This window comes from Agrobacterium sp. CG160-95, assembly GCF_053521725.1.
The window spans coordinates 138,128-156,773 of record NZ_JBNWDU010000010.1 but is presented as its reverse complement, the minus strand read 5'-3'; the positions used below and the strand labels follow the sequence as shown (position 1 = coordinate 156,773).

Genomic DNA, 18,646 nt, shown 5'->3' with positions numbered 1-18,646 from the left:
GGCCAACAAATGGCAAACCACAGGAAAACAATCCATGAGCCGACGCAATGTCCAGAAAGTGATGCCGATTTCAGCAATTGCACCTTCACGACAGGTCGAAATCAACCAAACCAGTTCGATCCTCTCGGATCCTGACGGCCGATGGGCGGCGAGGCACCAAGAGGCGATCAGCGATGCCTTCGAGAAAAGTGCGCGCATCAAGGGTTCCCACGGCGGCGGGGCAAAGGTTTCCTCTCAAGGCGGCTCGCATGACCTCGATAGTTCCGAGATGTCAGCCGGGAAACTCTCCGGCGAAAGCGATCGGATCGACCGTACTGAATGGGACGAGAACACCCTCTTCGGCAAGCATGTCGTCTTCATCTGACGACGCTAGCGCAAACCATCAATCAACCAGTTCAGAAAGTGGAAGAAAACAATGTCGCACAACCAGACCTCCCGTGCCCCGCGCGGCAACGACCAGTGGCTCAAGCAGTATTACTTTACCAGGGCGGCCTTCTCAGTGCTGTGGGTCGCGGCTGCGTTGACTGCCGGACGACATTCCTTTGCGGTGGCTGCCGCACTGCTGATCATCTATCCCGCTTGGGATGCAATCGCGAACGTTATCGATGCCGCAAGGAGCGGTGGTCTTGCCGCCAACCGGAGCCAAGCGATCAACGTCGCAGCGAGCTCGGTTATGACGATAGCCGTGATCCTGGCGTTGACAATGAACATGAACTGGGTTCTCGGCGCTTTCGGTCTATGGGCGATTTTTTCGGGGCTGTTGCAGCTTGGAACTGCCGTGAGGCGTTGGATAACGAGTGGAGGGCAGTGGGCGATGATTTTGAGCGGTGGCCAATCCTCTTTGGTCGGTGCACTCTTCATCTTTCAAGCGCAAATGCCGCAGGAACCTTCTATCTCAACGGTTGCGGGCTACGCTGGCGTCGGGGCATTCTACTTTCTGGTTTCGGCAATTTGGCTGTCGATCGCCCTGTCGCGTCGCAGTACGCAACCCATCTCGTAAGCGCTACCTCGCGCCAATGAAACCGCTTGGAAGATATTCAAATGATGACAGATGATGCGGCAGGGCAACTTGCTTCCTATCGGAGGACCATCGACAACCTGGATTCAGCTCTCCTCTATATCCTGGCCGAACGCTTTCGCTGTACCGAGCAAGTCGGCCATTTGAAGGCTAAGCAGGCGTTGCCGGCAATCGATAATGAGCGAGAGCGACGCCAATTGGATCGACTGATGAGCATCGCTAGTGATGTTGGCCTCAGTGGGCACTTTGTCGAACGGCTGATGACAATGATCGTGGGTGCTGTGGTGGAGCGGCATAGGGAGATTGCGGCCAAGAAGTAAGTTGTCTGTCGCGCCTGTGCTACCGCAGCCGTGGATCGGAGTGGAAAATCGATCTTCTTTGGGCGGCTTACCATGCAGCGGTTTTTGTGAGGTGGTCCGAGACGGTCGCGATAAACGCCCGAAGACGCTGAAGACGTCGCAGGTCCCGGTGATATCCCATCCAGATGTCTCGCGCCGGCGGGGGCTTAGGTAGTTCCAGTCTGCGGATACCCGGGATCTGATTGCCCACGACGCGGGGCAGGACGGCGATCCCAACGCCCTGCTTGCACATTCGTGCCTGGACGTTTCGGTTGTTTGATCGCAGCACGGGTCTCGCGTTCGGGAAACTCTCGGCGAGCCAGGCTATGTCGGGGAATTGCCCTGTCGAAGTATCGTGGGTGATCAGCCGGAAACCTGTCCCGTCGCCATATTTAGGGTCAGGCGACTCCTCGGCGATGTAGACGTCGTATTCGAGCCTGAAGAGCCGCCGTTGAATGACATCTGCAGTGTCGAACGGAACGATGCGAAAGGCGACGTCGGCCTCCCTTTGGGCGAGGTTGAACAGGCGAGTGCCGGTCAGGATTTCGACGTCTACATTGGGGTAGGCTTTCGAGAATTCTGCCAAAATGGGAGGCAGGACATAAGCCCCGAACCAGTCTGCTGATGAGATGCGCAGATTGCCTTTGAGATTTTGCTCCTGCCCGGCGAGCCGGCGCTCCATGGCAAGCGCGCCTTCTTCCATCTGCTCGGCCAGGGCGATGATCCCATGGCCCTCCTCGGTCAGCACGAGACCGTCCGCGGTCCGCTGGAAGAGCGTGTGGCCGATCGCCTCCTCAAGGGCACGCAGCCGTCTGCCGACGGTGGGATGGCTTGTGTGAAGAGCACGTGCAGCGCCGCCGAGCGTTCCGGATCGCGCAACCGCAAGGAAGATTTTCACGTCACTCCATTCCACGGCCAAGCCCTAACAAAAATGAATATTGAAAATACAAAACTGTCACTTCAAGTACAAATCTAAACATCTAGATTCAAGTCAAATTTCGAAAACAAGCGGAGAAACGTCATGAGAACTTGGTTCATCACAGGCTGCTCGAGCGGCTTTGGACAACGGCTCGCGGTCGCTGCAGCACAGCGGGGCGATCAGGTTGTCGCTACTGCCCGAAACGTCAACTCGATCGAAGACATGGCTCGGCCATTCGACGGCCGTATGATCACCTTGCCGCTCGACGTGACAGATGCGGCGGCGGCAAATACCGCGGTCGCAAAGGCCGTCGAGACATTTGGGGGTTTTGACGTGCTGGTGAACAATGCCGGCTACGGACTGTTTGGGGCGCTCGAGGAGGGCACGCCCGAAGAATATCGACCGATGTTCGAGGTGAACGTTTTCGGTCTTATCGAAACCACCAGGGCAGCCTTGCCTGCACTGCGACGTTCGGGCGGAGTGATCGTCAACATGTCTTCTGGCGCAGGGATCGCGGGCAGTGGCGGCGCAGCATATTACAATGCAGCCAAGTTTGCGGTTGAAGGGGTTTCCGAAGCACTCTCCGGCGAGCTGAAGCCGTTCGGCATCCGAGTGCTGATCGTCGAGCCTGGGCCATTTCGGACCGACTTCCTTGGACGTTCGATCACGATGGCGGCCAAAGAGATGCCGGAATACGCCGCAAGTTCGCGCAGGCATTATCGCGAAACCAATAACGGCAACCAGGCAGGCGATCCCGACAAGGCGGTTGCAGCGATCCTGAAGGCGGTCGATGCGGATGAGGCTCCGCTTCATCTGCCGCTCGGCCCGGTCGCGCATTCGATCGCTGAGCGGAAGTTGGCTTCGTTTCGCCGTGATGTCGAAACCTGGCGCGACATCTCGATCGCGACCGATTTCGATCAGCCCTGAGCTGATCGTTCTTTAACATCAACATCGACGGGAAAGAGTTATGATCCCAACATTGGAAGGGTTTGCCCAGCAGCTGGTGCGGGTCAATGGCATCAAGATCAATGCCGTAACGGGAGGCTCCGGCCCGCCGATCCTTCTGCTTCACGGTTGGCCGGAAACCTGGTGGGAATGGCACCACGTCATGCCGCTGCTGGTCGAACATTTTAGCGTGGTGGCGATAGATCTGCGCGGTGCGGGTTTTTCCGACTGCCCGCTTGACGGCTATGACAAGGCGACGATGGCGCGCGACGCGCACGAAGTAATGCTCGCCCTTGGGCATAATCGCTATGCCGTGTGTGGCCATGACATTGGCGGAATGGTCGCATTGCCGCTGGCCGCTATCTATCGAGATTCGGTTACTCACCTTGCTGTCCTCGATGTTCCGCTTCCTGGCTGGAGCCAGTGGGAGGCGACGACGGCAAAGATCTGGCACTTCGCGTTCCATGCCAATCGGAATCTGCCGGAACGCCTGATTTATGGCCGCGAATATGACTATGTTTCGGCCTTCATGGCGGAGCGGTTTTACGATCACAGCACCTTTAATCCTGAAGACATCGACATCTATGCGAAAGCCATGGCCCTCCCTGGTCGCACGCGCGGTGGCATGGAATGGTACCGCACACTGACCGCCGACCATGCGGCCGCGCTGGAATACAAGAAGCGACCGCTCCGGATTCCGGTTTTAGGTCTCGGCGGGGAGCAGCGTTTCGGTGCTCATATGGTCCCGATGCTCAATGAGTTCGCCACAGATGTTACGGGCGGCTCGATTGCCCGCTGTAGTCACTATGTGGCGGACGAGCGCCCGGGTGAAGTGGCCGCTGCTCTCATCGATTTCCTCAAGGCCAAGTGAACTCTGTGATCCGGGCAAATTGAGCCCTAACACGTTCATCGATTCAACGAGAAAGGAAAACTGTCATGACTGCACCTCAAATTCGCGGCGTCAATCACATCGGCATCACAGTGCCCGATATCGAGGCAGCAAAATCGTTCCTGGTGGAAGCTTTTGGCGGCCAGGTGATCTACCAATCGTTCGGGCCGCAGGATCCGGCCAGGCAGGGACCCGAGTTCGAGCGGGCCACTGGTGCTTACCCCGGAACGGTCGTGCGTGCGCAGGCGATGGTCAAGATCGGTACCGGGCCTGACATCGAGCTCTTCGAAATGCACGGTCCCAAGCAAGCGCAACCGGTTACACCGAGCGACTTCGGCATTACCCATTTTGGTGTCTATACCGACGACATCGACGCATCGGTAGAGCGCTTTGAGAAGGCCGGCGGAACCCCCCTTACGGCGCCACGCGCTATTCCGTACGCAACCGAAAAAGGGGACGGAAACAAGGTCTGCTATTGCCGCACGCCGTGGGGCACGATGATTGAGTTTATCACAACGCCCGATCGCATGGCCTATCATGACCAAACGGATCTGCGCAGGTGGCAGGACGAGAAATGAGCGTGAGCTTCGATACCACGTTATCCCGCCGCAGCCTCCTGTCGCTTTCGGCGATGGCTGCGGCCTCCGCTCTGGCGGGGTGCGCCTCCACCGCTGGCACCGGTTGGATGGTGGGGCGACAGTCGACGCCGCTCCCGGATCCGATCGGCCCTGTCCACATCGCAGCTGTACCGACAGATGCCGAATTGGCTGTCATGTACGGTCCTATCGAGGATGGCGGCTTTCTGATCCCGGCGGTTCCCTACAAACAGATTGATTCGCGCTACTATCGCCAGCAGGTCCTCGACCCAACTGGCGAGGCGCCCGGCACCATCGTCGTCGACACCCCCTCCCGCTTCCTCTATCTCGTCCAGCCGGGTGGGACCGCGATGCGCTATGGTGTTGGCATCGGCCGCGAGGGCTTTGCCTGGCAGGGCAACGGCGTCATTAAGTGGCGTCAGAAATGGCCCCGCTGGAAGCCGCCGAACGAGATGGTCGCGCGTCAGCCGGAACTGGCGAAGTATTCGATCGAGAATGGTGGCATGGAGCCGGGCCTGAAAAATCCGCTCGGTGCGCGAGCGCTCTACATCTTCGCCGGCGGCCGGGACACGCTCTATCGTCTGCACGGCAATCCGCAATGGCGCTCGATTGGCAAGGCCGTTTCGTCAGGCTGTGTGCGCCTGCTCAACCAGGACATTATCGACCTCTATGAGCGTGTGCCGATCAAGGCGCCAATTGTCGTCAAGCAGTAAGCGCAAGCTATCACCACCGTCTCTCCCTGGATAGAGGAGAGACATGTCCTTCAGGCGATTTCAAAGCCTCAGTTAATCCACGCACAAAACTCAAGGAACTACCGACCATGTCGAACTTCAGTAAAGTGGCCGTTTGCCTCGTTGCCGCGCTTTTGTCTTCCGTAGCCGTAACAGCCCCAGCCTTAGCGGACGCGCGCAACATCGTCCTTGTCCATGGCGCGCTCGTGGATGGTTCGGGCTGGCGCGGCGTTTATGACATCCTGACCCGCGACGGCTACAATGTCAGCATTGTCCAGCAGCCACTGACAAGCCTCGACCAGGACATTGCAGCCACGATGCGCGTGGTCGATCAGCAGGACGGAGATGTCGTTCTCGTCGGTCACAGCTACGGAGGCACGATCATCACGGCAGCAGGTGATGATCCTAATGTCAAGGCACTTGTTTATGTCGCAGCGCTCCAACCTGAAAAAGGTGAAAGCACAGCACAATTGCTCCAGTCTATGCCGTCACCCACCAAGGATATTAAGCCGTCGAAGGATGGGTTCCTTCTTATAGACCGGTCAAAGTTCGCTGCGGATTTCGGGGCAGATCTGCCCAAGGATCAAGCCGAGTTCATGGCCCGGTCGCAAATGCCTGTCGCCGTCGTCGCCACCGATACACCGGTTTCGGCCGCAGCTTGGCACGAGAAGCCCAGCTACGCAATTGTAGCGAAGGACGATATGACGATAAACCCCGACCTGGAGCGCTGGATGTACAAGCGTGCCGGTTCAACGGTGACAGAGGTAGAGGGCAGCCACGCTATTTACATCTCTCAGGCGGCTGCAGTCGCAAAGGTTATCGAGGAAGCAGCCAAAGCTGCCAAATAGCGGCGGCATGCATTATGCAAAAGGCGCGTGTCTCGATCAACTTGCTAGCTGCGTCACGTCCGGGACGTGATGCAGCATTTTTGAGACACGTACCGGCGCCCGGGAAAGAGCCGTGCCGGCGGGCGAAGTCAAGGACTGTCCGACATCGCTGGCGTTTGTACTTTTTCATCCAACGGTGCTTAAAACTTCGCGACGCTTGTATCAGTGCCGCTAGCAACCAGCAAAGATTGCGAGGACCACTATGGATCGAGAGATCATTATACCCGACGAGATGCAGGAGATCGTCAGCCGAGCCGGCTATGCTCCCGCGGTTAAAGTCGGAGACACAATCTACGTCGTCGGCCAAGTTGGGCGGACCAAGGATCTCAATATTATTCGCGATCCTTCAGAGCAATTCAGAGCTATGTGGGACAATTTACGAATTGTCCTCGAAGCCGCTCAATGCACGTTCGATGACATCGTGGAAATGACAAGCTATCACGTCGAAATGTCCAAGCACATGGACGTGTTCCGGACTGTCAAAAACGAGGTGTTTCCGAAGGGAACCTATGCGTGGACCCGGATAGGTGTCTCTGAGCTCGCGCACCAGGGGCTCCTCGCTGAGGTGAAATGTGTTGCCGTAAAGCGATGATGGAACCTATTTGTCGCGAACGAACCCCTCCACGCTGAGCATATAAGCACAAGCAAAGACAGGTCGGTACTCGAATGCGAGCGATTATGTCCGGGACCTGATCCGCAGAGACCAAGCGCGTACGGATAAGATTGCCGAGATGCAGCGATTTGTCGACGACGGAATCAGAAGCGGAGTTGGGAGCCGTTCAACGGAAGAGTTGTTTGCTTTAGCCACTTCTCGAGCTGACATCAGCCGCGGACGCGCTTAATGCCATTTAGCCTATCTGTCCAAGCGGAAGAGGATATTATTTCCATTGCGGAAGAAGGCATCCGCATCTTCGGAGCACTAGTCGCCAGACAATATCACGATGAGCTTTTTGCCTTGCTCGAACTCATCGCCACCAACCCAAGAATGGCACGCGAACGCCATGAGATTTATCCTCCTGTCAGGATCCATCCTTTCAAGGCTCACCCTGTCGTGTACCGCATCACTGAAGACGGGAGCGTATTCGTCATCCGCATACGGCACAGCCATGAAGATTGGGCGGGAGATTCTTTCTAACCAACCACTTCGCCGAATTTATAACATATTGGTCGTAAGTGCGAATCTCATCAAGGCGACAGCATTACAATCTGCGAAGGCTTAGGCAGCTATGCGCGCCCCATTTCGGTTGTTCCTGCCAATAGTCTTGGCTCCAACCAGCGCACGTTGCTCGGCTAGATCGAGAGGTATCCTGCGTAGCCCGAGATTAAGGACCCCCCATTTCAGAGCGTTGCAGCCTCCCAGTGTGGAGCAAAAGGTGGATCAACGTAGCGCACGTCCTTCGGCAGAGCCGCGATAGCCGCGCGGTCCTCCTCGTCGAGGTGAATATTGAGCGCATCGAGATTGGCTCGCTGGCTGGAGGGGCGAGCGGCTTTGGGGATAGCGATGACGTTTTCCTGATCCAGAAGCCAGGCTATGGCGATCTGGGCTGCGGTGGCGCTGTGCTTCTCACCGATCCTAGCGAGAACGGGATCCTTTGCCGCCCGGCCTTGCGCAAGCGGCGCATAGGCGGTCATCGGAATACCCTTGCGGCGAAGGTAGTCCAGCATCGGCGTCTGCGACAGGAACGGATGATATTCCACTTGATGAACGGCGATGGGGGTGCCGATATCCTCGACCGCATGCCGGATCATGGGCAGGTTGAAGTTGCAGACGCCGATGGCCCGCGCCAGCCCTTCCTCCTTCAGTTTGGTGATCGCGTCCAGCGTTGCGCTCATGTTCATGTTCGCTGCTGGCCAATGCACGAGGAAGAGATCGATATGGTCGAGGCGAAGCTTGCCGAGGCTCGTATCGAAGGACCGTCGCAGGGCATCGGGGGAGAGCTTGTCGTGCCAGACCTTGGTGGTGACGAAGAGGTCAGCGCGGTTTATGCCGGAGGCCGTGAGCGCCGCGCCGACGGAGGCTTCATTGTCATACATGGCGGCGGTATCGACGTGGCGAAAGCCGAGTTCAAGCGCACTTTCGATCACCGGTCGGGCGGCATCGCCCGGCATCCTGAAAGTCCCCAGTCCTAACCGGGGTATAGCGACACCGTGAGTCTCAATCGTTTCCATGATCAAACCTTTCGAGTTGCGAGGGACGCGACGGCAGAGGCAGAAGCCGTCCCCCGCCCGTTCTCCCGGCGCGTTCACGCGGTCTCGCTCGCCGCTGCTTGCCGGACCAGCGCTTCGATCACCTGCGCAAGCGACGTCTTGCCCCTGACACGGTTTCCGCCGTCGGCTTTGAAGTCGATCCAGCCTTCGTTGAAACCGTCGAGCATACGCATGCGCGGCTGCGGGTGACGCGTACCCTGGGCACGGAATAGGCCGTCCCAGCGTTCCCGCGGGACGATCTCCACCCGTACCGGATGCCCGAGCACTATCGCGAAGGCATTGGCGAGATCGTTGGGGGAGACCCGTGCCGGGCCTTCCAGTTCCACCACCCGCTTGCCGATCCATTGCTCGCGAATAAGATCTGCAGCAAGCTCGCCGATATCCTGCGTCGACACCATGGCGAAGGTCTTGTCGGCAGGCTGGAGGAAGCTGTGGAGCACGCCTTCGTCGCGCGCCGCGACCACGTCCCAGACCGCATTTTCCATGAACCAGCCAGGCCGCAGGAAGGTGACGTGAAGATCGAGGTCGCCGAGGGCTTTTTCCAGCATCGTCCTCTGGCTCAACAAATTGTCGACTTCCGCGTCGGCGCCGATGGTCGAGAGGCAGACGACCCTTTCCGGGCGGGCAGCAAGGAGAGCGGTCGTCAGCGCCTCATTCTGCTTTGCCGCTTCCGGATAGCCGGGCGCCGGATCGAACTCCGACGGCGGTAGGATGAAGACGCCCTTGGCGCCCTTGAACGCGTTGGCGAGCTTTGTTGCGTCGCCCATGTCGGCAAAGGCGATTTCGCAACCGCGCTTGCACCAGATTTCCGCCTTGGCGGGATCGCGCAGCACCGCGCGGACCGGTTCTCCGGCTTCGATCAGGGCGTTCGCAAGCGCGCCGCCGACCTTGCCGGTAATTCCTGTAATCGCATACATGATATGTCTCCTGGTGTTCAGGTTGGGAATGGATCAGGCGAGGCCGTCGTAGAGACTGCGCTCGAATGTGCCGTAGAGCTGCACGACCTTTTCGTCGTAGAATGGGAGAAGCTGGGTGAAGATGGCGCCGGTCACCTGCCGGGCCGGGTCGAGCCAGAAATAGCAGTTGAGCAGGCCAGCCCAGGAAATGCTGCCGACCGACCGACCGTTCGGACCGGGCAGCGTATTGATGTCGAACGAGTATCCCCATTTGTGGGGTTCACCGGGAAACTGGTCGAAGCTCTGCGAATAGGCGGGTTGGGCCGTCGTCATGGCGCGCACGTCGAGGTCGCCGATTTGGTTTCGCATCATCGACGCGACCGTTTCCGGCTTCAGCACGCGCACGCCCTTATGGGAGCCGCCGTTCAACAGCATCCGCAGGAAGGCCATGTAGTCGCGTGGCGTGCTGAAGGCGCCGCCGCCGCCCAGGAAGAATTCCGGCCGTTGTGGCATCTCAAAGGGCGCGGGCGTCAGTCCGCCGTCCGCGTTCCTCTTGTGGAAGGTGGCGACCCTGGCCTTCTGCTTGCTGCCGATCAGGAAGCCTGAATCGGTCATGCCGAGCGGAACGAAGATGTTTTCGCGGAAATAGACCTCCAGCGACTGGTCGCTGACCGCCTCCACCAGCTTTCCGATCCAGTCCATGCTGATGCCGTATTGCCAGCGATCGCCGGGATCGAACTCGAGCGGTGCCAGGAACCCACCGTTTTTGCAGGTCGCTATGTCCGGCATTCCTGTAACCTGCTGATAGCGGGTCAGCGCATCGCTCCAGATCGAATAGGTATAGCCGGAGGTGTGGGTGAGCAGGTGCCGCACCTTGATGGCCCGCTTGGCCGGGCGCAGGCGCGGCTGGCCATCGCCGTCGAAACCCTCCAACACCATCGGATTGGCGAGTTCCGGCAAATGTTTCGCCGCATCGTCCTCGGGATCAATCTTACCCTGCTCGATGAGTTGCATGCAGGCCGTGGCGGTGAAGGCCTTCGTCATCGATAACAGCCAGAACACCGTATCGGCGCGCATTGTCGCTCCGGTCACTGTATTGGCCTTTCCGAAGGTCCCTTCGTAGATCATGCCGTCCGGTCCCGCGGCTGTGGCAACGATCCCTGCCACGGTTCCGTCCCGAACGGCCTGCTCCATCGCCATGTCGATCGGTTTGAAATTTCCGGACCGCGCTTGCGGTTTGGCTGTCAGCGCATGAGCCGGCGTATTTGCAGCGACTGTACCGGCTGCCAGCAAGAGGCCGCCGCGCGCCAACAGGCTTCTGCGTGAGATCGCATTCATGGATGAAGTCCTTCTCTGCAAGGCCGGAGATTTCCACGGTTCCGGCATGCCGCTGGCGCCGCGCGGGCGCTAAGTAACTATTTACGGGATGAAGAAAGATGATTCACGCGCATTAAAATCAAGGATAAGATGACTTCAAATCATCATGACAAGACGGTCGGCGAAGACCGACCTTGCGGCGGAGAGGTGCATGAGTTTCGACACGCGGCTGCTGACCGGGGTCGGCGTTTTCGGGGCGGTGATGGAGGCGGGCAATTTCGTGCGGGCCGCGGATGTTCTCGGCCTCACGCCATCGGGGGTAAGTCGTGCGATAGCGCGACTCGAGCAACGCGTCGGCGTCAGGTTGTTCGACCGCAGCCCGCGTAAGGTTACGCTGACGGAAGAGGGCGTCCGCTTCCATGCCAGGATAATGCCGTTGCTGGCCGGGCTGGAGGAGGCGGCCTCCGAAGCCGCTGGTTCGGCGGCGTTCGTCGGTGGGCGGATCAGGGTTTCGATCGATCCCTGGTTCGCGCGCATGGTGCTGGCGCCGAGGATCGGTGAGTTTCTAGCGCTCTATCCCGCCCTGACGCTCGATCTGACCACCAGCAACTACCGCGAAGAGATGATGAGCGGCGCTGATGTCGCCGTGCGTTTTGGCCCGCCGGACGAATCCTCGCTGATCGCGCGCAAACTGCTGGACGTACCGGTGCTGACCTGTGCCGCCCCATGCTATCTCGACCGTCACGGAGTTCCAGTCACGCCCCACGACCTGATGCGCCACGATTGTATTCTCTTTCGCGACCCGCAGACCGGGCGACCGTTCACCTGGGAATTCCAGGGGGATAACGGCGCCATCGAGATCAAGGTGGCCGGGCGGTTGGTCATGGACGATCCCTCCGCTGCGGTCGCGGCCTGTCTCGCAGGGCAAGGCATATTCCAGAGTTTTGCCATCGGCCTCGACGAGTGGCTTGAGAGCGGGGCGCTCACGACGATCCTCACGGAATGGTCGGGCGAGCGGTTTCCACTTTACGCCTATCATCCGTCACGCCACATGCCGCCGGCCAAGGTGCGGGCTTTTCTGGATTTTGTTCAACGAATCGCGGTGACATAGCGCGGGGTGCATTCTTGCCGCTTCGCACGATTGGTGTTGCATACTGGCCGTAAGAGTCGAAGGGGAGTATATCGGTCCCCGATGACGGGTCAAATCCGCGCACCAGTTGGGATCGTGCCGCAATGCTGTTCCCAACGAACAGTGCTTACGGTTCGATTCCGTTCAAGGTGAACGCTATCGCGCTCTTTAGTGAAACGCAGCGTCGCTTTCTATGTCACTACCAGGTCTTTGGCGAGTTCGCTGACGACGCCCCTGAGCCATCGATGTGCTGGATCGTGGCGATAGCGCACGTGCCAAGCCATCTCGACCGGGAACGTTCCGAGGTCGACAGGTGCTTCAACGACCTTGAGCCGAGGATCGCGCTCGAGGCTGCGACAGATCAGCCGGGGAAGGGTTGCGCAGTAGTCAGTGACCGCGACCATCTCGGGAACTGACAGGAAATGCGTGACGGAGACGGCAACGTCGCGCTTGAGGTTCTGTTGCCCTAAGGCCTGGAACACGCCTGCGCGAATTCGGCCTGGCGGTAGGACGTTGACGTGTTTCAGGCTCTCGTAAAGGTCTCGCGTCAGGCTGGCGCCGACGTCCGGATGGTCGCGACGGACGATACAGGCAAGGCCGTCGTCCATCAGATGCTGGACGACCAGGTTGTCAGGCGGATCGATGACCCTGCCCAGCACTATTGCAGTCGTCCCTGAGATCACGCCAGTATCCGCCAGATCGTTGCCGAATGGGGTCATGCGAAGTTTGATCCCCGGAGCTTGCTCTCGCAGCCTTGCCACCAGCGCTGGCATCAACACCAGTTCGACGTAGCTGTTCGGAGCGATCAGGAACAGCCGCTCCGCGCTTGCCGGATCGAAATCCTGCTGATGGACGATGAGATCGTCGAGCTGCGCCAATGCGGCCTCGATCGTCGGCGCAATCTCCTCGGCAAGCTGTGTCGGTCTAATGCCGTAGCGCTCGCGGATGAACAGCGGATCTTTCAGCATGTCGCGAAGCCGATTAAGCGAATTCGACAGCGCAGGCTGCGTGATGCCAAGACGGCTGGCAGCGCGGGTGACGCTCCGCTCCTCCATGAGAGCAAGGAAGACGGGCAGAAGGTTCAGATCGTATTTCATCCAGATGTAATCGCACGTGAATATCTAAAATCCAACAAGTAAATTTCTCAAATATCTCTCCAGCTGACATGATCACTTCATCGAAAGGCCAGCAGCGCTGATCGAAAATCCAGGCCGGTCCGGCCGCGACCAACAAAGGATAAGACGATGAAAATTCTGATGGTACTGACTTCCCACGATACGCTCGGCGACACCGGCCGCAAGACCGGGTTCTGGCTGGAGGAACTGGCAGCTCCCTATTACGTCTTCAAGGACGCAGGCGCCGAGATCACGCTTGCTTCGCCCAAGGGCGGCCAGCCGCCGCTCGACCCAAAGAGCGACGAACCGATGTTTCAGACCGCGCTGACGGCTCGTTTCAAGGCAGACGCCGACGCCAACGCGCAGCTCGCCCAGACGGTGCGCCTCGACAGCGTCGACCAGAAGAATTTCGACACGGTGTTTTATCCCGGCGGTCACGGCCCGATGTGGGATCTGGCTGAAGACAAGAATTCCATCGCGCTCATCGAATCCTTCATCGCCGCCGGCAAGACCATCGCGTTGGTCTGCCACGCTCCGGGTGTACTGCGCCATGTCAAGAATGCTAATGGCTCGCCGTTTGCTCAGGGACGCTACCTCACAGGTTTCACCAATACCGAAGAAGAAGGCGTTGGGCTGACCAAGGTGGTCCCTTTCCTGGTCGAGGACGTGCTCATCGCCCAAGGAGCCGTGTTCTCCAAGGTGAAGGACTGGGGTGTTCATACGGTCGTGGATGGCCAGCTCATCACCGGCCAGAACCCGGGATCTTCCGGTGAGGCCGCCGAAGCGCTGCTCACCGCCCTGCGCCAGACCCGTGTCCGGGCAGCCTGATCATTCAGCATCGTGGATGGCCGCCAACAGACGGCGGTCGGCCACCCGAAAATCGGATACCGAAATGATCAGCCTCAAACGAACGCTCTCGGTTGCGCATGCCCGCGAGATGATCGAGACATCAAAATCCAAGGCGACCGCCTTGGATTTATCCTAGGGGCACGTAACCGGCGCGAGCATTGTGTATATGCCGACAGATGCTTTATTGCAGGTTCGTGTCGATCCAGACGTCGAGGGATGATGCGCAGCATCTGGGAGGTGGCTGAAAATACTTGCGGTCAACGCCAAGGTCCGGTTCTCTTCAAGGTTTGAAATGACGGACTGCTGCCACCTCGACGGATGGTGATAGCGGTTTACGTTTCGGCGGCTCCAGAGGTTCTCACCGCTCCATTAGACATGGCCAAACGACGCCGCGCTATCCCCGCGTGAAACCGCAAGCCGTGAACCAGCCCCTCATCACTGAAATCATAGTTCGGATTGTGAAGCGGCGCAGACTTCTCTCCGTTGCCAAGAAATACGAAGCACCCCGGAACTTTGGTGAGGAACTGGGCGAAGTCTTCCGACGCCGTCATCGGTTTCGAGCTGACCCGAACTTTGGCGGCACCAAAGAGATCTCGCGCCACGTCAATCACTTCATTTGCTAGGGTGACATCGTTGACGAGCGGAATAAATTCCCGCGTATAGTCGACATGCGCCTCGACATTGTAGGTGAGGGCGGTACCTTGCGCGATAATACGCATCTGCTTCTCGATGTCGGCGCTTACCTCATTTCGGAAGCTTCGGGCATCACCAAGGATGCGTGCAGTTCCTGGAAGCGCGTTCCTCGTCCCGTCGGTGATGAGTTCGGTGACCGACACCACTGCGATATCGGCAGGGTCGAGACGGCGTGCGACGATCGTCTGGAGGTTGGTAACAAGTGCGCAGGCGGCAACAAGCACCTCATTGCCTGAATGCGGTCGGGCAGCATGACCGCCGATGCCCCTGAGCGTGATTTCGAAATTGTCCTCGGCCGACATGATGGCATCGGGTTTCGTTTCGAACACGCCCACAGGCAGACCCGGCATGTTGTGGATGCCATAGATCTCATCGAACGGGAACTTTTCGAAGAGGCCATCCGACATCATTGACAGCGCACCTTTTCCCCATTCCTCCGCAGGCTGGAAGATGAAGCGGACGGTACCATCGAAACCGCCTTCCTCGGCCAAAAGCTTCGCAGCACCGAGAAGCATGGCCGTATGACCGTCGTGTCCGCAGGCGTGCATGATCCCCTCGTTTGTGGATTTGTAGTCCGCGCTGCCATTCTCGGTAATCCGCAACGCATCCATATCGGCCCGCAGGGCGACGACACGATTACCGCTTCCCCGCTTCAAAGTGCCGACGACGCCGGTGCCACCAATGTTCTCCGTTACATCATCGAGGCCAAATTCCCTGAGTTTGGAGGCGACGAAGGCGGCAGTGGCGCGCTCCTCGAAACCGAACTCCGGGTGGGCATGGAGGTGCTGGCGCCACGCCGTCATTTCTGCGATCAACTGGCCTATGTCACTCACTGGTGCTGCCTTTGCTTCTCCAGTCATACCTTCGCCTTCGCTGCTCTCGCCAGAACCGATGCGGGTGTCTCGCCAACGAGTTCTTCGTACCTGACAGGATCGGTTGCCCCTTCGGTGTTGATGAGGAGAATACGAGACCGGTCGCCGAGTTTGAGTGTCTGCTTGATACCCTGATCCGCAAGAGCCTTGATCAGTCCAGCCAGTCCAACACCGCCGCTCTCGCCTGCGACGATTGCATGATCCCCACGAGCGGGGCGGGCCAATCTCCTCATGACATCGATCGCATCCTGCTCGTCCACCGTCATGAAGGCGTCAGCGGCGCGCGAAAGAATACGCCAGGCGACCAGCGATGGTTCGTAGCATTCGAGCATCGCCATCACGGTGGACTCCCCATGTGGAACGACAACCGGATGTCCCACCCTTGCGCTCTCGACAATGCAGGCCGCTCTTTTCGGATCGACAACGATGAACATCGGCCGCTTCTCACCCATGGCTATCGAAAGATAGCCAGCCACCGCAGCGGCAATGCCGCCGACGCCAGACTGCACGAAGACATGGGTTGGAGGTTCGGCGAGGTGTCTGAGCGCCTCGCGGACGAGTGCGGTATAGCCTTGCATGACGAGGCCGGGAATGCGCTCATAGCCGGGCCATGACGTGTCAGATACGACGGTCCAGTTCTCTTTGGCAGAAACCCTGGCTGCCTCCCTGACGGAGTCATCGTACGAGCCCTCGACCCGGATCATGTCCGCTCCGAACCTGGCAATGGCCGCGACCCGTTCGTCGCTGACGCCGGCGTGAACGAATATCGCGGCCCGGGCGCCGACGATTTTTGCTCCCTGGGCCACGGATCGCCCGTGGTTGCCATCGGTGGCGCAGGTGACGGTCATGGTGCTCGCGATGGCTCTGACTTCGGGGGAGTGAAGTTCGGTGATGTCGATCTGCCGCGACAGCTGCCTGGAGGCCTCTTCGAGGACAACCCTTATTACGGCATAAGAACCACCCAATGCCTTGAAGCTGCCAAGGCCGAGACGGAAACCCTCATCCTTCACGTTGATGCTCGACACGCCTAGCTCGGCGGCAAGACCTGGGAGCGCGACCAGCGGTGTGGCAGCATTGTCTTCGCGGTATGTCAGATATCGTTCGACCTCCCTGGCGGCGTCTTTGCCGAGCGTTTTGGCGTCAGGAGCATCAAGTGGAGATCTGTATTCCGAAAGTGTGTTTGGCAAAAACATGATTGGCTCCGATATACGTCGCGAAACCATATTGCATTGGACGCGCACTGAGCGCTGAATATCGCGGCTTGATTTGCAAGTTTGTTTCGTTTGCGCACTGCTGGAGACGACTATCTCGTGACCCTTGATGATTTCGACCGCAAAATCCTCGGCATCCTTCAGAAGAATAATCTGACGCCGCAAAGAACGATTGGTGAGGCGGTCAACCTTTCCGCTCCTGCCGTTCAGCGCCGGATCAAGAAAATGACTGAAGCCGGAATTATCACCGCCAATGTTGCCGTCGTTGATCCCGCAGTCTTAGGACATCCGATCACAATCTTCGTGGAAGTGGAGGTGATCAGCGAAACATCCGAGCAGATTGAAAGCGCCAAGCAGGCGTTCGCGGCTACGCCTGAGATCCAGCAATGCTTCTACGTGACTGGCGAGGCGGATTTTTTGCTGGTCGTTATCGTCCCGTCGATGGCGGATTATGAGGCGCTGACCCGTCGGCTGTTTTTCGGCAACAATAACGTCAAGCGTTTCCGGACATTCGTGGCAATGGATCGGATCAAGGTTGGGCTCGAAGTCCCGCTACCTCGGTCCGTTTGACGGCCACGTCGGTCGCTTGTTCGGGTCGATTGAATTTCCGGAGCAATCCTGTGAACTGGATAAGCTCGGCTTCGCTCCATCCATCAGTGCGTGAGTGGAACGCTCCGGCCTTCACCTCGATGGATGCCTCAAGCCTCAATCGTCCTTCCTGCGTCAACCGATAGATCGCCGAACGTCGGTCGTCGGGGTCGGTCACTGATTCTGCCAGCCCCAGGTCGCAGAGTGACTTCAACAGCCTGCTGACCGCACTCTTGTCCATATCGAGCTGTTCCGAAAGCTGTCTGCCTGTTGCAGCATCCCGCGCCGACAGGATCGTGGCAATCTGGTAGGCAGCCGGCTGAAGCTTCGGGTGGAACCGTTCCGCCGATGCGGCGGTTATCGCGCGTGAGGCAGCGAGCAGCGCATTGAGCTCGAGTCCAAGCTCCCTTAGGTGTTCGACGCGCGCCTTTTCCATAATCACCTCAGCATATATGGTGGACATATGTCAACTAAATGCACATAGTGGATATATATCAACCAAGCGCGGTCTTGCAAATGCCTCAGCGTACGAAAGTTCTCATAACAGGTGCCACTGACGGTATCGGTCAGCTCGCAGCAATCGAGCTGGCGCGCCGGGGTGCCGATCTTATCCTGACGGCGAGAAGCCAATCGAAGGCGAACGCCACGCGCGCGCTGATCGAGGCCGCCGCACCAGGCGCAGCCGTCGATGTGTTCTACGCGGACTTCTCCGATCTTCGAACCGTGGTTGCGGTCGGCAGAGCCATCGCCGACCGGCATCCGCGTATCGACGTGCTGATCAACAATGCGGGTCTGCATGCGTTCAAGCAGCGCATCACAAAGGACGGTTTTGCCGAAATGATGGCCGTGAACTATTTTGCGCCATGGCTTCTGTCATCGGTACTGCGAGACACTCTGGTGAGATCGGCTCCTGCTCGTATCGTCACCGTTGCCTCGGAGGCGTCACGTCGGAGCGGCGCACTGAACATCGAGAAGGATCTCCTGGATACCGCACCGTTCACGACCCGTGGATCCTCAAAGATATACGGTCGCACCAAGCTGCTGGATATCATGTTATCGATCGAGCTTGCACGACAGCTCGACGGTACGGGGGTAACAGTCAACTGTCTGGATCCAGGGTTCAACGTAACAAGTCTCGGTCGCGAGCTCGGATTCTCGGGCTCGCTCGCCTGGGTCTTGAACTGGCTGGGGATCGGAAATCCAGCCCGCGGTGCTGGGATCATCGCGCGGCTCGCGACCGATCCTGAATTTGGCGTCAAAACTGGCCTTTACGTCTCCGTTAAAAATGCCGGATCGTTGACGCCCATCGCGCCCGCCAACAGCGAGGAGCAACGTACTCGCCTGTGGATTACGACTGCTCAACTTCTCGGCTCGTTTCTGATGGCCGAAGCTGAAGCCGGCTTGTAGATTCTAGGAAGATTATGCTTCCGAGATCGTGAGCAGTA

General features: G+C 58.7%; 23 protein-coding genes and 1 pseudogene. 15 read left to right on the top strand and 9 right to left on the bottom strand.

Annotated elements, in window-relative coordinates:
• Nucleotides 1-34: 34 nt before the first annotated feature.
• The 3 genes from ACQZ63_RS26070 to ACQZ63_RS26060 are packed head-to-tail and all read left to right on the top strand — an operon-like array spanning nucleotide 35 to nucleotide 1,338.
• On the top strand, nucleotides 35-364 hold the full coding sequence (locus ACQZ63_RS26070; RefSeq protein ID WP_173998370.1) for a hypothetical protein: 330 nt from the start codon (nucleotides 35-37) through the stop codon (nucleotides 362-364).
• 51 nt (nucleotides 365-415) lie between these two features.
• Nucleotides 416-1,000: a DUF308 domain-containing protein gene (locus tag ACQZ63_RS26065; protein WP_173998372.1), complete on the top strand. Its 585-nt coding sequence runs from the start codon at nucleotides 416-418 to the stop codon at nucleotides 998-1,000.
• Nucleotides 1,001-1,026: 26 nt separating this feature from the next.
• Nucleotides 1,027-1,338, top strand: a complete 312-nt coding sequence (locus ACQZ63_RS26060) for a chorismate mutase (RefSeq protein WP_410118134.1) — start codon at nucleotides 1,027-1,029, stop codon at nucleotides 1,336-1,338.
• Nucleotides 1,339-1,405: 67 nt separating this feature from the next.
• Here the strand turns inward: ACQZ63_RS26060 and ACQZ63_RS26055 are convergent, their stop codons facing one another.
• The gene (locus ACQZ63_RS26055; RefSeq protein ID WP_173998374.1) at nucleotides 1,406-2,269 is read right to left on the bottom strand and encodes a LysR substrate-binding domain-containing protein; all 864 of its coding nucleotides are present in this window, start codon (nucleotides 2,267-2,269) and stop codon (nucleotides 1,406-1,408) included.
• 108 nt (nucleotides 2,270-2,377) lie between these two features.
• Here ACQZ63_RS26055 and ACQZ63_RS26050 point away from each other — a divergent pair, with 108 nt between their 5' ends.
• The 8 genes and pseudogenes from ACQZ63_RS26050 to ACQZ63_RS26015 all read left to right on the top strand — a co-directional run bounded on the left by ACQZ63_RS26050 (nucleotide 2,378) and on the right by ACQZ63_RS26015 (nucleotide 7,458).
• Nucleotides 2,378-3,202, top strand: a complete 825-nt coding sequence (locus ACQZ63_RS26050) for an oxidoreductase (RefSeq protein ID WP_080850531.1) — start codon at nucleotides 2,378-2,380, stop codon at nucleotides 3,200-3,202.
• 40 nt (nucleotides 3,203-3,242) lie between these two features.
• Nucleotides 3,243-4,091 (top strand): alpha/beta fold hydrolase, encoded by an 849-nt coding sequence (locus tag ACQZ63_RS26045; RefSeq protein ID WP_173998376.1) that lies wholly within the window; start codon nucleotides 3,243-3,245, stop codon nucleotides 4,089-4,091.
• A gap of 65 nt (nucleotides 4,092-4,156) precedes the next feature.
• A complete protein-coding gene (locus tag ACQZ63_RS26040) occupies nucleotides 4,157-4,687 on the top strand; it encodes a VOC family protein (RefSeq protein ID WP_080850527.1) in 531 nt (176 codons plus the stop codon).
• Nucleotides 4,684-5,418, top strand: coding sequence for a L,D-transpeptidase (locus tag ACQZ63_RS26035; protein WP_153793619.1), 735 nt, complete (start codon nucleotides 4,684-4,686; stop codon nucleotides 5,416-5,418). The genes ACQZ63_RS26040 and ACQZ63_RS26035 overlap by 4 nt, the downstream gene beginning before the upstream one ends.
• A gap of 107 nt (nucleotides 5,419-5,525) precedes the next feature.
• Nucleotides 5,526-6,284: an alpha/beta fold hydrolase gene (locus ACQZ63_RS26030; RefSeq protein ID WP_173998378.1), complete on the top strand. Its 759-nt coding sequence runs from the start codon at nucleotides 5,526-5,528 to the stop codon at nucleotides 6,282-6,284.
• Nucleotides 6,285-6,525: 241 nt separating this feature from the next.
• Nucleotides 6,526-6,915, top strand: coding sequence for a RidA family protein (locus ACQZ63_RS26025; protein ID WP_013637179.1), 390 nt, complete (start codon nucleotides 6,526-6,528; stop codon nucleotides 6,913-6,915).
• A gap of 46 nt (nucleotides 6,916-6,961) precedes the next feature.
• Nucleotides 6,962-7,165 (top strand): annotated as a pseudogene (locus ACQZ63_RS26020) (ribbon-helix-helix domain-containing protein); the annotation flags it as partial.
• Nucleotides 7,165-7,458, top strand: coding sequence for a type II toxin-antitoxin system RelE/ParE family toxin (locus ACQZ63_RS26015; protein WP_081308669.1), 294 nt, complete (start codon nucleotides 7,165-7,167; stop codon nucleotides 7,456-7,458). The pseudogene ACQZ63_RS26020 and the gene ACQZ63_RS26015, both read left to right, overlap by 1 nt.
• Nucleotides 7,459-7,661: 203 nt before the next feature.
• Here ACQZ63_RS26015 and ACQZ63_RS26010 read toward each other — a convergent pair whose 3' ends face one another.
• From ACQZ63_RS26010 to ACQZ63_RS26000, 3 genes are all read right to left on the bottom strand, one after another.
• Nucleotides 7,662-8,492, bottom strand: a complete 831-nt coding sequence (locus ACQZ63_RS26010; RefSeq protein ID WP_173998380.1) for an aldo/keto reductase — start codon at nucleotides 8,490-8,492, stop codon at nucleotides 7,662-7,664.
• 74 nt (nucleotides 8,493-8,566) lie between these two features.
• Nucleotides 8,567-9,448, bottom strand: a complete 882-nt coding sequence (locus tag ACQZ63_RS26005; protein ID WP_173998382.1) for an NmrA family NAD(P)-binding protein — start codon at nucleotides 9,446-9,448, stop codon at nucleotides 8,567-8,569.
• 33 nt (nucleotides 9,449-9,481) lie between these two features.
• Nucleotides 9,482-10,765: a serine hydrolase domain-containing protein gene (locus tag ACQZ63_RS26000; RefSeq protein WP_173998384.1), complete on the bottom strand. Its 1,284-nt coding sequence runs from the start codon at nucleotides 10,763-10,765 to the stop codon at nucleotides 9,482-9,484.
• Nucleotides 10,766-10,955: 190 nt separating this feature from the next.
• Here ACQZ63_RS26000 and ACQZ63_RS25995 point away from each other — a divergent pair, with 190 nt between their 5' ends.
• Nucleotides 10,956-11,855, top strand: a complete 900-nt coding sequence (locus ACQZ63_RS25995) for a LysR family transcriptional regulator (RefSeq protein ID WP_173998386.1) — start codon at nucleotides 10,956-10,958, stop codon at nucleotides 11,853-11,855.
• A 209-nt stretch (nucleotides 11,856-12,064) separates the two neighbouring features.
• Here the strand turns inward: ACQZ63_RS25995 and ACQZ63_RS25990 are convergent, their stop codons facing one another.
• Nucleotides 12,065-12,970 carry a LysR substrate-binding domain-containing protein gene (locus ACQZ63_RS25990; RefSeq protein WP_173998388.1) on the bottom strand — a complete coding sequence of 302 codons (906 nt, stop codon included), beginning with the start codon at nucleotides 12,968-12,970 and terminating at the stop codon, nucleotides 12,065-12,067.
• A gap of 147 nt (nucleotides 12,971-13,117) precedes the next feature.
• On the opposite strand from ACQZ63_RS25990, the gene ACQZ63_RS25985 reads away from it, so the two are divergent.
• Nucleotides 13,118-13,816, top strand: a complete 699-nt coding sequence (locus ACQZ63_RS25985) for a type 1 glutamine amidotransferase domain-containing protein (protein WP_173998390.1) — start codon at nucleotides 13,118-13,120, stop codon at nucleotides 13,814-13,816.
• Here ACQZ63_RS25985 and ACQZ63_RS25980 read toward each other — a convergent pair whose 3' ends face one another.
• From ACQZ63_RS25980 to ACQZ63_RS25970, 3 genes are all read right to left on the bottom strand, one after another.
• The gene (locus ACQZ63_RS25980; protein WP_255610409.1) at nucleotides 13,817-13,948 is read right to left on the bottom strand and encodes a hypothetical protein; all 132 of its coding nucleotides are present in this window, start codon (nucleotides 13,946-13,948) and stop codon (nucleotides 13,817-13,819) included.
• A 221-nt stretch (nucleotides 13,949-14,169) separates the two neighbouring features.
• The gene (locus ACQZ63_RS25975; RefSeq protein ID WP_173998392.1) at nucleotides 14,170-15,390 is read right to left on the bottom strand and encodes a M20 aminoacylase family protein; all 1,221 of its coding nucleotides are present in this window, start codon (nucleotides 15,388-15,390) and stop codon (nucleotides 14,170-14,172) included.
• On the bottom strand, nucleotides 15,387-16,595 hold the full coding sequence (locus ACQZ63_RS25970) for a diaminopropionate ammonia-lyase (RefSeq protein ID WP_173998394.1): 1,209 nt from the start codon (nucleotides 16,593-16,595) through the stop codon (nucleotides 15,387-15,389). Before ACQZ63_RS25970 ends, ACQZ63_RS25975 begins: the two co-directional genes overlap by 4 nt.
• 117 nt (nucleotides 16,596-16,712) lie before the next feature.
• On the opposite strand from ACQZ63_RS25970, the gene ACQZ63_RS25965 reads away from it, so the two are divergent.
• A complete protein-coding gene (locus ACQZ63_RS25965) occupies nucleotides 16,713-17,183 on the top strand; it encodes an Lrp/AsnC family transcriptional regulator (RefSeq protein WP_209159887.1) in 471 nt (156 codons plus the stop codon).
• On the opposite strand, the gene ACQZ63_RS25960 is transcribed toward ACQZ63_RS25965, so the two are convergent.
• On the bottom strand, nucleotides 17,143-17,637 hold the full coding sequence (locus tag ACQZ63_RS25960) for a MarR family winged helix-turn-helix transcriptional regulator (RefSeq protein ID WP_173998399.1): 495 nt from the start codon (nucleotides 17,635-17,637) through the stop codon (nucleotides 17,143-17,145). The two genes, ACQZ63_RS25965 and ACQZ63_RS25960, sit on opposite strands and share 41 nt — an antisense overlap.
• A gap of 80 nt (nucleotides 17,638-17,717) precedes the next feature.
• Between ACQZ63_RS25960 and ACQZ63_RS25955 the strand changes: the two genes are divergently transcribed.
• On the top strand, nucleotides 17,718-18,608 hold the full coding sequence (locus tag ACQZ63_RS25955) for an SDR family NAD(P)-dependent oxidoreductase (RefSeq protein WP_173998401.1): 891 nt from the start codon (nucleotides 17,718-17,720) through the stop codon (nucleotides 18,606-18,608).
• Nucleotides 18,609-18,646 lie beyond the last annotated feature (38 nt).

Coding starts and splice junctions, on each gene's coding strand:
- ACQZ63_RS25970 (WP_173998394.1), bottom strand. CDS start 16,595: ATGTTTTTGCCAAACACACTTTCGGAATACAGATCTCCACTTGATGCT.
- ACQZ63_RS26070 (WP_173998370.1), top strand. CDS start 35: ATGAGCCGACGCAATGTCCAGAAAGTGATGCCGATTTCAGCAATTGCA.
- ACQZ63_RS26015 (WP_081308669.1), top strand. CDS start 7,165: ATGCCATTTAGCCTATCTGTCCAAGCGGAAGAGGATATTATTTCCATT.
- ACQZ63_RS25960 (WP_173998399.1), bottom strand. CDS start 17,637: ATGGAAAAGGCGCGCGTCGAACACCTAAGGGAGCTTGGACTCGAGCTC.
- ACQZ63_RS26030 (WP_173998378.1), top strand. CDS start 5,526: ATGTCGAACTTCAGTAAAGTGGCCGTTTGCCTCGTTGCCGCGCTTTTG.
- ACQZ63_RS26025 (WP_013637179.1), top strand. CDS start 6,526: ATGGATCGAGAGATCATTATACCCGACGAGATGCAGGAGATCGTCAGC.
- ACQZ63_RS26065 (WP_173998372.1), top strand. CDS start 416: ATGTCGCACAACCAGACCTCCCGTGCCCCGCGCGGCAACGACCAGTGG.
- ACQZ63_RS25975 (WP_173998392.1), bottom strand. CDS start 15,390: ATGACTGGAGAAGCAAAGGCAGCACCAGTGAGTGACATAGGCCAGTTG.
- ACQZ63_RS26035 (WP_153793619.1), top strand. CDS start 4,684: ATGAGCGTGAGCTTCGATACCACGTTATCCCGCCGCAGCCTCCTGTCG.
- ACQZ63_RS26000 (WP_173998384.1), bottom strand. CDS start 10,765: ATGAATGCGATCTCACGCAGAAGCCTGTTGGCGCGCGGCGGCCTCTTG.
- ACQZ63_RS25955 (WP_173998401.1), top strand. CDS start 17,718: ATGCCTCAGCGTACGAAAGTTCTCATAACAGGTGCCACTGACGGTATC.
- ACQZ63_RS26040 (WP_080850527.1), top strand. CDS start 4,157: ATGACTGCACCTCAAATTCGCGGCGTCAATCACATCGGCATCACAGTG.
- ACQZ63_RS25990 (WP_173998388.1), bottom strand. CDS start 12,970: ATGAAATACGATCTGAACCTTCTGCCCGTCTTCCTTGCTCTCATGGAG.
- ACQZ63_RS26045 (WP_173998376.1), top strand. CDS start 3,243: ATGATCCCAACATTGGAAGGGTTTGCCCAGCAGCTGGTGCGGGTCAAT.
- ACQZ63_RS26010 (WP_173998380.1), bottom strand. CDS start 8,492: ATGGAAACGATTGAGACTCACGGTGTCGCTATACCCCGGTTAGGACTG.
- ACQZ63_RS25995 (WP_173998386.1), top strand. CDS start 10,956: ATGAGTTTCGACACGCGGCTGCTGACCGGGGTCGGCGTTTTCGGGGCG.
- ACQZ63_RS26050 (WP_080850531.1), top strand. CDS start 2,378: ATGAGAACTTGGTTCATCACAGGCTGCTCGAGCGGCTTTGGACAACGG.
- ACQZ63_RS26005 (WP_173998382.1), bottom strand. CDS start 9,448: ATGTATGCGATTACAGGAATTACCGGCAAGGTCGGCGGCGCGCTTGCG.
- ACQZ63_RS25985 (WP_173998390.1), top strand. CDS start 13,118: ATGAAAATTCTGATGGTACTGACTTCCCACGATACGCTCGGCGACACC.